We start from the raw sequence: 13,855 nt of genomic DNA, 5'->3' as shown, positions 1-13,855 counted from the left end.
TCCTCCCCTCTTCTTTTAGTTTTCTATTGTTTCTTTTACTGGAATGGTTTCGCGGTCTTCTTTTAAACGTTCTTCCAAAACGTCCTTAAAAATTGCTTCCGTATCTGCTGACGCCTCGTGACCTTTTACCTCTTTGTAGAAGGCATGAAAAAGATCCAGGTCGCTCATGTCGCTTCGATTTGCGTGATTGATGGATTCTGGCTGGTCCGGTGAAAACATGATATTTCCACGTTCAACATGCATCGCATTTGGGAACACTGATCGAATCCGCTCCATCGGGGACAACACAGGCGCCTCATCAAGCAGCCGGACAAAAACATAATCATCATTGACCGGCTGAGTAAGCAGGTTTTCCAATGTGTCCTCCACCCGCCGGATATCCCGCCGTGGTGTCAATGCACGCTTTTCAACGGTTGTGCTTCCATCATTGGCCAATTCAACAACATGAAAGCCTTTTGTGTGATGTGCTTCTGAAATGGAATATTTTAAAATGGAGCCGGAATAACGAACGGTTTCATTAAGCACGTGGTGAGCCTGATGCAGATGGCCAAACGCCGTATAATGAAACGGCTCGAAATGATGGGCGTCCACATATTCCGCTCCGCCGATAGACAACGGACGCTCCGAATCACTTGTGTTCTCTTCTTCCTCGCCAAACGGGGTCACAAAAGCATGTCCAACATACACGTGACGCGCGCTCAGGCCCATCGACTTGTGGATGTTGCCGATAATTTTTCGAGCTGCATCATTGTGGCTGCGTATCTCCGGATCATCCAGTGTTGCCCGGACAACACTCGGATCACAGTACGGTACCAGGTGAAAATGCACCTCGCCATGCGCATCATGGAGAACTACCGGCTCTGTATTGGCACTGAAATTCCCGACGATATGAAAGCCGTTCTGCTTCATAATCCGACTGCCGAAATTAAGCCGGCTCGGACTATCATGATTTCCCGCAACTGCCAGCACCGGCGTATTCAATTTCAGCACAATCGTCTCCAGCACCTCATCCAGCAAGTGCACCGCTTCCGTCGGCGGCACCGCCCTGTCATACAGATCCCCGGCAATAATCACCGCATCCGGTTTTTCTTTTTTAACAGCATCCAGAAACTGCTCAAGCACATACCGCTGATCATCCGTCATGTAAACGCCCTGCACCAGCTTCCCCAAATGCCAATCTGCTGTATGAAAAAACTTCATCCATCTCTCTCCTTTTCCGTTCGAATCTATGTTTCTATTATAGTATAAAATTGCGGATTTTTGTGAGGTGGCTTACTTATTGTCCAATTAATAATCTTCCGCATCGTCTTTCCTCGTTTTGATCCCGGATATGTGCGATTTAGCACCATATATGTGCGGTTTTGAAGTAGATATGTGCGATTTCGGACTATATATGTGCGGTTTTAAAACTTTAGAATATATCTTGATCCTTTGTTATCGCCTAACCGTTCAAAACCAGCTTTCTTCATTAATCGATAAGTAATATATCTTCCATCCAACCTCAAAAATTGCATAATCTGACGAATACTAACTTCCCCGCCAAACAACAGACATAAATCCTGCAACGCATCAAGATATGCCACCTTTGACGTTGCTCCGCATGGTGCGCAATTCCACTTTGCCCCAGAATATATCATCGGTAACGCACCACAGTCCGGGCAGATAACGCCGTACTGAATCTGCTCACACATGACGTGAAATTTTTCTAATATATTAACTTGTTTCGGCGTATGCAGTGCAATCAGCAAATCGGATAATCGCTGCAACTGCTCGTCCGTATAACATACTGCATGATGCTTCCTCGCAAAATCGGATATTCTCGTCAGCAGCTGCTCTTTGTGGATAACCATATTTGCGACACTTTTGTTGTTGGTAATATTTTTGATGATGGTGTTGGGATTGCTGTACGTGATTAGTTTTTCGATAGGAATTGGGGGAAGGTTGTAATTTCGCATCAGACGAAGCAGCCTGGAATGCTGGAGGTTCACTTGTTCAAGGTGGTTCCCCATATTTTCTTCCTTGCCGTTTTCCCTGATGCGGATTGCCTGGCCAAACTCATCATAAATGACGGTGCCGGAAATATTCTTCACCTCATTAATCAAAATCAACTGGCGGGAGTTGATCAAATTATCCATTTGAAAAAAATCATTTTCATCGGGGATCCGGATGTTATGGAGAATGTGAAAGGCATCATCCTGGAGAAAACGTAAATGGAAGTCAAGCGACTTTTCGCCGTTGTATCCTGCCCGCAGTCTCCGGGCGCTTTCGTTGACCTCCGCCTTTTTAGAATGATGGGGAGACAGCCGCCTGCTGAGAGCTTCCGTTTGCTGCATCAAAATTGGCGGCTCGAGGGATTTTATTATCAAGTTGTGCACTTCCTTTACGATTTCGTCTAAATACTAATACGACGTCATACCTGAAAAACCCTGCTTTTTTGACAAAATTTGTACAGCTTTTTTTTCAAGCAGAAATACTAAAGCCGCTTCTTTGAATAAGTGGCTTTAATACAACTTACTTGCCGTATTTTCCGTAATCATCATTTTCATTTTTTCCGCTTCGTCAAAATTACGAAGCGTTAAACCTGTACAAATCAAATCTATCAAATACAGCTGTGTTATTTTGGCAACAAGTGATCCGCTGTTTAATGGGCTTTCTTTTGCGGATGAGAGCAGCACCTGGTCTGCAAATTGGGTCAGTGGAGACTTTACATAGTTGGTTAGCACGACGATTGTTGCAGCTTTATCCTTGGCAATTTTCACGGAATCAATTATATCTTTGGTACTGCCGGTTAAGCTGATTGCAATAACCACTGTCGTTTCATTCATGGATGAAGCCCGCATAACCTGACTGTGGGGGTCGGTTACAACACCTACATTTTTACCGACCCGCATCAGCCGATTTTGCATATCCATTCCCGCGATTCCGGAAGAACCCACACCAAAAATAACCACATCATTGGAAGATTCAATCGCACTTATCGCCGCATCCAATGCCTCAACATCGATTACGTCATATGAATCTTCCACGGCACGTACCATGCTGTTTTTTATTTTTTCGATATACGTGCTCTCATGGTGAGCCTCAGCTTCAGATTCAGTTATAACTTCCTGAGCAAAAGAAAATTTAAAATCCTGAAAGCCTTTGAAACCAAGCTTTCGAAAAAAACGCAATACAGTCGCTTCTGCAACCTTACATCCTTCCGATATTTCGGTTAACGAATGATAGATTACCTGATCCGCGTTCGACATGATATAGTTGTATATTTTATTTTCGGATTTGGTAAAGTTTTGCTTATTCTGCTCCATAATGATGGATGGTTTAATAACTTTCGCTTGATTTTGCACCATACCAAACATACTCCTTTTTGATATTAGCTTTATCTGCTGAAAAAGTGTTTTGCAGCACCTAATAAATTCGCCTTATTCTCATTCTGGGCCAGCTTTACGGTTAATGACTTTCGATGATTAGGCATCAATTTTGTTTTCAAAGCAGAATCAATTGCCTGCAGTAGAAACTGTCCCTGCGCCGAGATGCCGCCGCCAATAACAATTAATTCCGGATTAAAAATATGAACAAGGGACTGCAGCCCTGTAGTCAAATCATCTATCCAACGTGCAAATATTTCACTGCAACGAACATCACCGAACGACAACATTTCAAAAAACTTCCTTAATTCCAGGGAATATCCCAATCGTGACACAATCATTTCTTCCAAGGCCGAGCTGGATGCATATTTTTCAAAACATCCATCATTTCCACACGTACAGGCTTTTCCATGAGGATAAAGGTTGATATGTCCAATTTCTCCTGCTGAATAGTTGTGACCTGTGTATAATTTTCCATCTAAGAACAAGGCGCCACCGATGCCTGTGCCGATTGTTACACACAAAAAGTCGTCGGCACCTTTAGCTGCACCTTTCCAATATTCCCCAAGTGCTGTACAGTTTACGTCATTTTCCACCTTGACAGGCAAATTTGTATGATGGTGCACCATGCCCTGAATCGGCAACCCGGAAAAATGCGGAATGTTGTCTGTTGCAAACACAACCCTTCCATTCACATTGTCAATCTGACCCGCTGAACTGATGGAAACACCATCCACTGTATAATGCTCCCTTAGTTCATCACACTTTTTTAAAAGTTTATTTATCACCGCTTCACCGCCGTGCTGTGCTTCAGTGGCAATGGAATCGCTATGAAAAATTTCTCCTTTATTATTTACTATACCATATTTTATCGAGGTACCACCGATATCAAAAACAGCAATCTGCATGTAACTTACTCCTTTCACCGTTTCCATTAGAAAACTTGGCTGTCACCAAGCATTTTGGTGACAGCCATAGTTGCTTTATTCTTCCAGGAAATCAATGGAAATGGACTGATTCCCCTGCTGTGAAATAAATTGACGTTTGTTAAATGACGGATTTTCAGAAGGATAGTCTTCACGGTAATGCGCACCGCGGCTTTCTCTTCGTTCGAGCATTGCCCGCAGCACCATTTGTGATAATTTAATGGTATTGGCTGCTTTGAAAGCCAGTTTTCGCGTGTGTTTATTGCGTATTAAATTCCCAAATGGAAGCATATCGGCAAATTCATTTATTTCCTTAATTCCCTGTTCCAGCTGATGTTCAGACCGGACGACATTTCCGTTATACCACATAATTTCCCGTATCTTATCCACAATCTCATTAGCGGAAAGATCGCCTTCGTGTTTAGTTGCCTTATGGTTTGCCTGCAGCTGGTTTAAGTGCAGATTGCCTTCCTTCTCGGTAAGTTCATACGGCGCAGCAATTTGTAAATAGCGGTCACAATCAATTGCCGCACGTTTTCCGAACACCATACATGCCCCGGTCGAATTACCGCCGAGCCGATTGGCCCCCTCAATATTGGATGAAAGTTCACCAATTGCATATAAACCATCTACACCGGTTCGCCCGAAAGTATCGATAAACACACCGCCATTGCTTGCATGTGCAAAAGGAGCAATTTTCACTTCATCCTTTACCAGATGAACATTCTTTCCCTTCAGCCAGTCCAAATACACCGTATAAAATTCTTCATTATTATCATATAGTTCATCCGAAAATAAAAGGGTAAATCCTTTTTCATTATTTGATGCAATACTATTTTTCATCATCGCAATATCAAAATACTTCGATTGAAGCGAATGAGTGAATGGTCCATGTGTACTCCGGATTTCCAAACATTCTTTTTTGGAGACACCCTCAGGAAGAATGGGATCCAGCAGACTTTTTCCATCATCATCAATAATATCATGGCAATACATCAGGGTGTGCTCCCCGAATAACGTTTTATACCGGGGAGCAGTAATGCCGGGAATGAATTGGATAAACTCCATATTCACCAATTTTGCACCTGCTTCAACTGCCAGGACATGACCTGATCCATCCACATCAGCCGGGTTAAGGTTATGCTTATATAAATTTCCAAAACCGCCCGACGCCAAAATGATTGCACTGCATTCCACAAGGACAAACTCATTTTCATTATCCAGAAGAATTGCCCCAACTATCCGTTCTTCCCGTTTTATGACAGAAACAACGACCGTTTTCTGCAGCAGTGACAGGTTGTCATATTGACTGAAAATAGTTCTGACATTTTCTCGGATTTGATCCCAATCGCTTAACAGGTAAATATCTCTCGCATGATTAGCGAAGCAGGCTTTACGTTCTCCTTCCAGCTTTTTTGGATGAACACCAATCTCCCCATATTCCTTTACGCCATCAGGGATTTTGTCCACGTATACTTCAGCCAAATCTTTTCGGTGCATCCCCCGGCTTAATTCGTCAATATCATTTAAAAACACCTGCTTGTCCGCGTTATTCTTCGTTACTTGGGTTCCCAATGAAGCTTTTAATGGATAAAAACTTGAACCGGATGCCAATTTCGTTTTCGTTACCATTAATACATTATGATTCATGGCTGCCAGTTCTTTGCTTGCTTTGATTCCAGAAAGCCCGCTCCCGACAACTAATGCGTCTGTGGTGATTTTCCTGCTGATTTCCATTTATAACCCACCTGTCAAACGTTTTCCTTATTTATTAATATCATAGAACGTTAATCTTTTATCCTCATCCTCGGCATTACTTTTACCTGCAAAGATTAAACTAAACACATATCCAAACACGACGGATGCAATCAAGTTTATCACTGAATATGCCCACAAGGTTGTATCCGTAAAGTAGGAAACGTAAACAGCAATGATTGATGTTGCAATAAATCCAAGAAGCGCACCTTTCGCATTTGCTTTTCTTGTCATAATGCCAAGTGTAAAGGTACCACCGATAATACCTAAGATCAGTCCCATCAATCCATTAAACCATTCGTACGCTGAACTGATATCAGTATACACGAGAACGATTGCAAACAGAATGGAGAAGATCCCGACAATCCAGGAAACCGCCCTGGCAATACGCGTGCTGGCATCATCACTCAGATTAGGATTGATGATTCTTTGGATATCCAGTGTCCAGCTTGTTGCCACACTGTTTAAACCAGTTGACAGGGTTGACTGACCTGCTGCAAATAATGCTGCGATCAGTAATCCGGAAACTCCTGCAGGCAATTCACTCACAATAAAGTTTGCAAAAATTATGTCCGAATTACCGCTTGGCATGTCAGCACCCATTTGCTGTTTGTAAAATACATACAATGCTGTTCCGATGAAAAAGAACAGAGTGGCAGTACCAAGTGACAGCACACCATTTCCGATTGTCATTTTATTCATTTGTTTAATATCCGTCGTTGTCAAATAACGCTGCACCATATCCTGACTGGAAATATAGGAGAAAGCAGTGGACAGTCCGGCACCAAGGAAAATGATAAACAAACTGTCATTCAGGATATTTGGATCAAAAATGACTTCCTCGCTAAAGAACTTATTGTCCGCTATTCCGGTTTCGAAAATTTCAGGTAGACCGCCCTGGATAGAGAATATTAAGACAATTAGTGCAAAAATACCCCCGCCGATTAGTACGACTCCCTGTATAAAGTCTGTCCATAATACGGATTTTATACCGCCAAACGCAGAATAAACGGTAGCGATAATTCCCATAAACAAAATGATGAGGACCGAATGAATTCCAGTCACCGCCGATAAAGCGATGGATGGCAAGTACATAATGATTGACATCCGGCCGATTTGATAAATAATGAACAATACACTGGCGATAACGCGCAGGTTTTTGCCAAAACGTCTTTCCAGATACTCATAAGCCGTATCAAGATTCAAGTTACGATATACGGGCAGGAAGAAGATCATAGCGACTGGCACTGAGATGAATAATCCCAGCTGAGCTACCCATAACTGCCATGAGTCCGAGTAGGAGTTACCTGCAAGTGACAGGAACGAAATGGGACTCAAGAGTGTAGCGAAAAGGCTTACAGAAGTGACCCACCAGGGGATGGAGCCATCCCCTTTAAAAAATTCCTTCCCTTTCATCTCTTTCTTTGCTACCGCGATACCGATATACAAAATAAACAGTAGATAAGCAAATAAAATAATATAGTCGATTACTTGAAAGTTCCCCATTTTTACATCCCCCTGTTAGTTCATATATTTTTCCGCAATTTGTTCAGCCTGTGCAATGCCCTCTTTTCCAAGCGATTTCATAGGCTTTCTGCAGATACCAGCATGGACACCTTTCACTTTCAGCATCTCTTTGATTGTCTGATAAAGGCCGTTATTCAGAATAGCGGCAATCATATCGTTTGTTTCTTTTTGGATTTCCCTTGCTTCCTCAATTTGTCCTTTTTGGGCAAGTTCAAAAATCTGTTTTGCACGTTGTCCGTTCACATTAAATGTACTTCCAATTGCACCATCAATATTAAATACAGATGCAGGAAGAAGCATTTCATCAAAACCGGAATAGATTAATTTATCAGGAAATGCATGTCTTAATCGTTCCAGTAAGAAAAAGTCAGGTGCCGTAAACTTAACACCAATCACTTTTTCGTTTTCAAAAAGCTCACCAAACTGTTCAAGGTTCATATTTACGCCTGTTAACGCTGGAATGGAATAAATAATCAGATCATTATCCACATTTGCTAAAATCGTGTTGTAATAATCCTTTATTTCTTCAAAATCAAACTTATAATAAAAAGGCGTTACCGCAGAAATGGCATCATAGTTAAGATTGGTAGCAAATTTTGCAAGATCAATTGCTTCATCGATATTCAATGCCCCAATTTGCCCAATGAGCTTCACACTGTCCCCTGCTTCATCTTTTACAATTTCAAAAATCTGTTTCTTCTGTTCTGCGGAGATCAGGAAGTTTTCGCCTGTACTTCCATTCACATATAACCCATCGACCCCGGACACATCGATATTGTGCCGGACAATTTCACGTAGACCCTTCTCATTCACCTGTCCATTTTCGTCAAATGAACACATCAGTGCTGAATAAATCCCTTTCATGTTTATCTCACCTTTCCTTTTTTGGTTATTCCAAAGCTGTTGCAAATTTTCTCGTTATGATTTGCGGACGTGTAATCGCACTTCCTACAACTACTGCATGGACCCCCAGTTGAAGGGCTTTTTGGGCTTTTTCCGGAGTATCAAAGTTTCCTTCCGCAATTACTGGAATATTCAAATTCCGGACCAGTTCGCCAGCCAATTCCAATGGAACCGCCCCTTTGGAGTATGGTGTGTAACCTGCCAATGTAGGAGCAACAATATCCACCCCAGCTTCTTCTGCACGCTCTCCTTCTTCCAGTGTTGAAATATCGGCCATAAACAGCTGATCGGGGTATTTCTCCTTCAGTTCAGCAAAAAATTCCGGAAAATGCTGCCCATTCGACCGTTCCTGTTTCGTTGCATCCAGTGCAATAATATCAACGCCCTCCTGATAAAGTGCATCCACTTCATGTAAAGTCGGTGTAATATAAACATTGCTCCCCGGATAATCTTTTTTAACAATCCCGATAATGGGTAGATTAACCTCTGTCTTAATAGCCTGGATATCCTTCACTGTATTTGCTCGAATACCTGCAGCGCCTCCCTCGTACGCCGCCAATGCCATCTTTCCCATGATAAACGAGCTGTGAAGCGGTTCATCTTCCAAGGCCTGACAGGAAACAATTAACTTCTTGCTAATCTTATCCAATACGTTCATAAGTAATCTCCTTGCTGACATTAGTATTGATGAATAATCTTCTGTAGCCATAATGAAATAGCGCTTTCAAGTGAACTATATCATTTTGATATTTTACTGTCAATATATTAAATAAAATGATAGCAAACAATCATATTGAACAAATAAAATAAGAACAGCGGCTAGGCACGACCCGTAAAAAAACGCCACCTAAGCACTCTGGCTAACGATAGTAGTTTATACCATACAATCGTTTGCTGGAGTGAAAAGGTGGCGGAAAGAACAAAGGAGGAAGCGCCCGTTTAGCAACGTACAAACTGGAGCACTCCGCAATGAATAAATGTTATTATTACCAGCTATGAAATTTTTCTCGCCTGCTTTCGTTCTTTTTTCAAAATATGGATAAATGCATCTGCTTTTTCCAATGGGGCCTTTGTCAACAGACTGACACCGACAAATAGGACAGATGACGCGAGCAGTCCCCAGATTCCAGCAGCGAGTCCCAATGGTTTGATGCCGGAAAATTCGATGGCAAGAACAAGCAATGCTCCAACCGTAACACTAGAAATTACACCAGCTGCCGTTCCACGCCTCCAGAAGAATGCACCGACAATCGAAGGCACCGAAACAATCAACCCGGATGATGCAGCAACTGACAGTACCGCAATCAGATTAAGCTGCAACTCCGCAAAAGCAAATGCCAGCACTGCAATGACCGGAATGAAGATTTTTGCCACCTTCAATTGTTTTGCATCGTCAGGTCGCTTTTTCGAATTTCCGTATACATCACGGGCAAACATGGATGACAGTGTCAGCATGATGGAATCAATGGTGGAAACGGCAGCAGCCAGAATTCCGACCATCACAATCACACCGAGTACTGGCGGAACCAAATCTGATGACAGCAATTTTGGTGTTGCCAAATCCGCTGTGGTAAGGTCCGGAAACATCTGCAGTGCGGAAAAACCCCACAGCACTGATACAAATGTATAAATGAATCCGAAAATCAGAAAGCCGATCAGCATTTGCCGCAATCCTTTTAACGAGGAGGGCATGAACAAGCGCTGACTTACCTGCGGATTGGATAAACTGAAAAAGAACCACGGCAGTGTCAGTCCAAGAAATGTTAAGAAATTAAAATATCCGTTTCCTGGTACCGACAATGACTCTGGATGGCTTGTTTGCAGGCTTTCGAAAAATTGACCAAATCCGCCTAGCCCATGAACCACCAGCAGCACAACAAGTGTGGATGTAATAATCATGATCACTGCCTGCAGCGAATCAGTCCAGACGACGGATCGAATCCCTGCCATAAATGAAAATAAAATCGCCAGCACTGTCGCAATCACAACACCGACCGTAAATGGAATCGCGTTCCCGGTAATTCCCTGCAGCAAGTAGCCTACACCGGCAAGCTGAACAGCGCAGTATGGAATCAAAAACAGACAGCTGACAAGTGAAATAGCAGCTGCAGCCTTTCTGCTTTCATAGCGGCCGCCAATCATTTCCGATGGTGATACATAGCCATATTTTTTGCCTGCCAGCCAAAAACGCGGCCCAAACAGTGCAACGAGTGACACGCCAGTAAAATAGACGATTTCAAACCCGAGTGCACCGACCCCGCCAGTATACGTAAGGCCGGCCAGACCAACCATCATAAATGCACTGTACGTTGTGGCACTATAGCTCAACGCTGACAGAATACCATTCATATTACGGCCGCCCAGGAAAAATCCGGACATATCCGAACGGTTGCCTCGTCTTGACATCCATGCAACCAAGATTGCCAATAAAAAATATATAATAATTCCACAGATCACCAGATTTGTAGTCAATTCACTTCCCCCAGTCTTTCGTTACCATGATATTGGCCAAAATAATTAAAATACCGATGATACCCCAAAGCAAAAAGCTCCCATACCAGGCTTCAACTCCTGATAGAATTGTATATGGCAAGAGGTATGCCAATATTATTAAAACCGCAATCAGCACGCCCCAGCTGAATTTTCCTCCCTGTTTGGACATTACTGTTCCTCCTTTAATGCACATTTTTACATATGTCTTTACACATATATAGTTACATAATCCGGGAAGCTTTTCAAGGGTTTTTAACTATCCACTGGTAAACGGGCAAAAGAGGGTTTTTCTGATGAAAGGAAATGGACGGTTTGCTATAATATGGGTAATGATGGATGACTGTGGAGGTGCTATTGTTGAGTGAAGGAACGAAAATATTAGGTGAAAAGCGGAGAGATTTGATTCTCACGTGGCTAAAAGAAACCACAAAACCGCTTTCCGGAACAGTTCTAGCGAAAAAAACAAACGTCAGCAGACAAGTGATTGTTCAGGATGTGTCCCTTTTAAAAGCGAAGGGCGAGCCAATTATGGCGACCGCACGGGGATATGTCTATATTACGGAAAATGGCCAGTCCGCTAAATGTACGCGAATTATTGCTGTCAATCACCGGCTGGAAAAGACCGGAATTGAGCTGAACACCCTTGTGGATCATGGGATAACGGTCAAAAATGTAATGGTTGAGCATCCGATTTACGGTGATTTGACCGGCTCATTAATGATCAAAAGCCGCATCGATGTCGATGCTTTTTTACACGAACTGAAACAGACCGAAGCATCACTCTTATCCAAACTGACCGATGGCGTGCACCTGCACACAATTGAGGCTGACACAGAAGACCAGCTGGACAAAGCATGTGCGGTGTTGCAAACAGAAGGAATTTTACTGGAGTCATAGAGTGAGCTTCCTGCATTTAAACGACTGTGGCAGCAAATCGAGCATACCGCATTTTCGAGCATATCGGCAGCAAAACCGAACATATCCTGTGCGAAAGCGAGCATATCTTTTGCACTTACGACAGTCACAAGCTTTCACATTCATAACCCCAGGAACCTGCCCAACGGTCCAAATATCCAGTCAATTAAGTCCGTTGGTCCGGGTAATTTCGGGAAATACAACAGCAGCAAAGCCACAATAATACACTTTGGGACCCTGAGTTATCCTTATATGTATAAATAGTTTATGCCTGGCAATGAAAGGGAAAGATAATCATATGAGGAGGCGATTAACGTTGGATAACAGTCAAATCAATGAAAAATTGAAAGAAGTTTCCGGCTGGGAGATGCAAAATGGTCATCTGACAAAAACTTATCAGCTTGATGATTTTAACGCATCCCTGAAGTTCGTAAATGCGGTTGGAGAGCTTGCCGAGAAAGCAGATCATCATCCTGATATTTTAATCCAATACAATAAGGTAAAACTTTCACTCAGAACACATGATCAGGACAGCATTACGGAAAAGGATTTTAATCTCGCCGGTAAAATTGAACAACTGTAAGACAGCGAATGCTAGTCTATTATAAAAATATCCCCTATCACTTAGATGCTGTGACAGGGGATAAATAATGTATTATTTTTTGATGCCGGCTTCATTAAAACCATCGATGCATGCCTCAACTTCAGCACTGTTCTCCCCGTAAAGGTCTGTGGCGGACTGCACAACCGCTCGCCGGGCATCACTAAAATCGGATGTCGGTGTTAAATAGTGTGCCACTTCATCACAGCAAAAACAATGAAGTATCTGACAATCAGCATAACCGATATCCAAAAATCCCCTTGTCGTCATGAAACGACAAGGGAATTTACGCGCAACATTACACCACTGCACAGAGTGATTTTCCGCCATTGAGAACTTTCATTACTTCACCGGCAATCAGCATTGCGGTCCGGGATTGTGCTTCTTCAGTCGAACCGGCAATGTGCGGAGACAGACGAATGGATTCAACTTGAGCGAGCGCTGACCCCTTCTTAACAGGTTCAGTTTCAAGCACATCAAGATATGCCCCGGCAATTTCGTTCGCTTGAACAGCATTCACCAGATCCTGTTCATGCACAATACCACCCCGCGCTGAATTAATCACATATGCATGTGAATTCATCAATGGCAGATTTTCTTCGTTAATCATATGCTGGGTTGCTTTTGTAAGCGGAACGTGAACAGAAACAAAATCGGATTCGGCAAGTAATTCATTAAGCTCCGTTACCGGCTGCACGCCTGTTTCCGCAAGTATATGATCAAACGGCGTTACAAATGGATCATAACCGATAACTTCCATTCCGAAAGCCTTGGCCCTTTTGGCGACACGATGACCAATTTCACCTAGTCCGACAAGCCCCAGTGTTTTACCATTCAATTCGGTTCCTGTAAATAATTTACGGTTCCAGTTCCCCTTCCGGACATCAGCATTAGCATTATTCAGCGGACGGGATGCATCCATCATCGCAGCCATCACATATTCGGCAACAGATGTAGCATTCGCGTGTACAGCGGGAATAACCGGAATGTTCCGTGCTTTTGCCGCCTTCAAATCAATGTTATCCAGTCCGACACCAAGACGGCCGATTACCCTTGTGTTTTTTGCAGCATCCAGCAATTCCGGATCAACCTTCGTCTCATTCCTGACGAGGAGTGCATCGTATGACGGCACCAGATCAAGCAGTTCATTTCTTTTGCGGCCCAATTCCTTATCATAATCCACAGAATGGCCATTTCGCTTAAGTTCTTCCATCCCATCGTCCCACATTAACTCAGTTACAAGTACCTTCATGAACACCACTCCCCGTAAAATTATCTATATGTAACTGTTCCTGAATTTTCATTCATGTAAACTGATTTGCTGTTTGTAATTGATTATATGCAGGAGTCCGGAAAAATAATATTCTCAG

At 42.9% G+C, this 13,855-nt stretch carries 14 protein-coding genes; 2 read left to right on the top strand and 12 right to left on the bottom strand.

Annotated features, from left to right (window positions below; all coding sequences use genetic code 11):
- Positions 1 to 15 precede the first annotated feature (15 nt).
- From ABD010_RS03605 to ABD010_RS03560, 10 genes are all read right to left on the bottom strand, one after another.
- The gene (locus ABD010_RS03605; RefSeq protein WP_343810370.1) at positions 16 to 1,200 is read right to left on the bottom strand and encodes an exonuclease SbcCD subunit D; all 1,185 of its coding nucleotides are present in this window, start codon (positions 1,198 to 1,200) and stop codon (positions 16 to 18) included.
- A gap of 203 nt (positions 1,201 to 1,403) precedes the next feature.
- Positions 1,404 to 2,366 (bottom strand): nuclease-related domain-containing protein, encoded by a 963-nt coding sequence (locus ABD010_RS03600; RefSeq protein ID WP_343810369.1) that lies wholly within the window; start codon positions 2,364 to 2,366, stop codon positions 1,404 to 1,406.
- Between the two features lie 135 nt (positions 2,367 to 2,501).
- The gene (locus ABD010_RS03595; protein ID WP_343810368.1) at positions 2,502 to 3,347 is read right to left on the bottom strand and encodes a MurR/RpiR family transcriptional regulator; all 846 of its coding nucleotides are present in this window, start codon (positions 3,345 to 3,347) and stop codon (positions 2,502 to 2,504) included.
- 29 nt (positions 3,348 to 3,376) lie between these two features.
- Positions 3,377 to 4,273, bottom strand: coding sequence for an ROK family protein (locus tag ABD010_RS03590; protein ID WP_343810367.1), 897 nt, complete (start codon positions 4,271 to 4,273; stop codon positions 3,377 to 3,379).
- 75 nt (positions 4,274 to 4,348) lie between these two features.
- Positions 4,349 to 6,028, bottom strand: coding sequence for an FAD-binding protein (locus ABD010_RS03585; protein WP_343810366.1), 1,680 nt, complete (start codon positions 6,026 to 6,028; stop codon positions 4,349 to 4,351).
- Positions 6,029 to 6,055: 27 nt separating this feature from the next.
- Positions 6,056 to 7,552 carry a sodium:solute symporter family protein gene (locus ABD010_RS03580; RefSeq protein ID WP_343810365.1) on the bottom strand — a complete coding sequence of 499 codons (1,497 nt, stop codon included), beginning with the start codon at positions 7,550 to 7,552 and terminating at the stop codon, positions 6,056 to 6,058.
- Positions 7,553 to 7,567: 15 nt separating this feature from the next.
- Positions 7,568 to 8,437 carry an N-acetylneuraminate lyase gene (locus tag ABD010_RS03575; RefSeq protein WP_343810364.1) on the bottom strand — a complete coding sequence of 290 codons (870 nt, stop codon included), beginning with the start codon at positions 8,435 to 8,437 and terminating at the stop codon, positions 7,568 to 7,570.
- Between the two features lie 25 nt (positions 8,438 to 8,462).
- Entirely contained in the window at positions 8,463 to 9,134 is a 672-nt protein-coding gene (locus tag ABD010_RS03570) for an N-acetylmannosamine-6-phosphate 2-epimerase (protein WP_343810363.1), read from the bottom strand.
- A gap of 335 nt (positions 9,135 to 9,469) precedes the next feature.
- Entirely contained in the window at positions 9,470 to 10,948 is a 1,479-nt protein-coding gene (locus ABD010_RS03565) for a sodium:solute symporter family protein (protein ID WP_343810362.1), read from the bottom strand.
- A 1-nt stretch (position 10,949) separates the two neighbouring features.
- Positions 10,950 to 11,138: a hypothetical protein gene (locus tag ABD010_RS03560; protein ID WP_343810361.1), complete on the bottom strand. Its 189-nt coding sequence runs from the start codon at positions 11,136 to 11,138 to the stop codon at positions 10,950 to 10,952.
- Between the two features lie 188 nt (positions 11,139 to 11,326).
- Here ABD010_RS03560 and ABD010_RS03555 point away from each other — a divergent pair, with 188 nt between their 5' ends.
- Together ABD010_RS03555 and ABD010_RS03550 are read left to right on the top strand one after the other, a co-directional pair.
- On the top strand, positions 11,327 to 11,866 hold the full coding sequence (locus ABD010_RS03555) for a transcription repressor NadR (protein WP_343810360.1): 540 nt from the start codon (positions 11,327 to 11,329) through the stop codon (positions 11,864 to 11,866).
- A 334-nt stretch (positions 11,867 to 12,200) separates the two neighbouring features.
- Positions 12,201 to 12,467 (top strand): 4a-hydroxytetrahydrobiopterin dehydratase, encoded by a 267-nt coding sequence (locus tag ABD010_RS03550; RefSeq protein WP_343810359.1) that lies wholly within the window; start codon positions 12,201 to 12,203, stop codon positions 12,465 to 12,467.
- A 72-nt stretch (positions 12,468 to 12,539) separates the two neighbouring features.
- Here ABD010_RS03550 and ABD010_RS03545 read toward each other — a convergent pair whose 3' ends face one another.
- Both ABD010_RS03545 and ABD010_RS03540 read right to left on the bottom strand, forming a co-directional pair.
- Positions 12,540 to 12,737: a M4 family metallopeptidase gene (locus ABD010_RS03545; RefSeq protein ID WP_343810358.1), complete on the bottom strand. Its 198-nt coding sequence runs from the start codon at positions 12,735 to 12,737 to the stop codon at positions 12,540 to 12,542.
- 46 nt (positions 12,738 to 12,783) lie between these two features.
- Entirely contained in the window at positions 12,784 to 13,737 is a 954-nt protein-coding gene (locus ABD010_RS03540) for a hydroxyacid dehydrogenase (protein ID WP_343810356.1), read from the bottom strand.
- Between the last annotated feature and the right edge of the window lie 118 nt (positions 13,738 to 13,855).

It is taken from the genome of Virgibacillus siamensis (assembly GCF_039522605.1).
Classification (GTDB): domain Bacteria; phylum Bacillota; class Bacilli; order Bacillales; family Amphibacillaceae; genus Lentibacillus; species Lentibacillus siamensis.
Note: the sequence above shows the minus strand (reverse complement) of the source record. Positions and strands in the feature narration are given on the sequence as shown.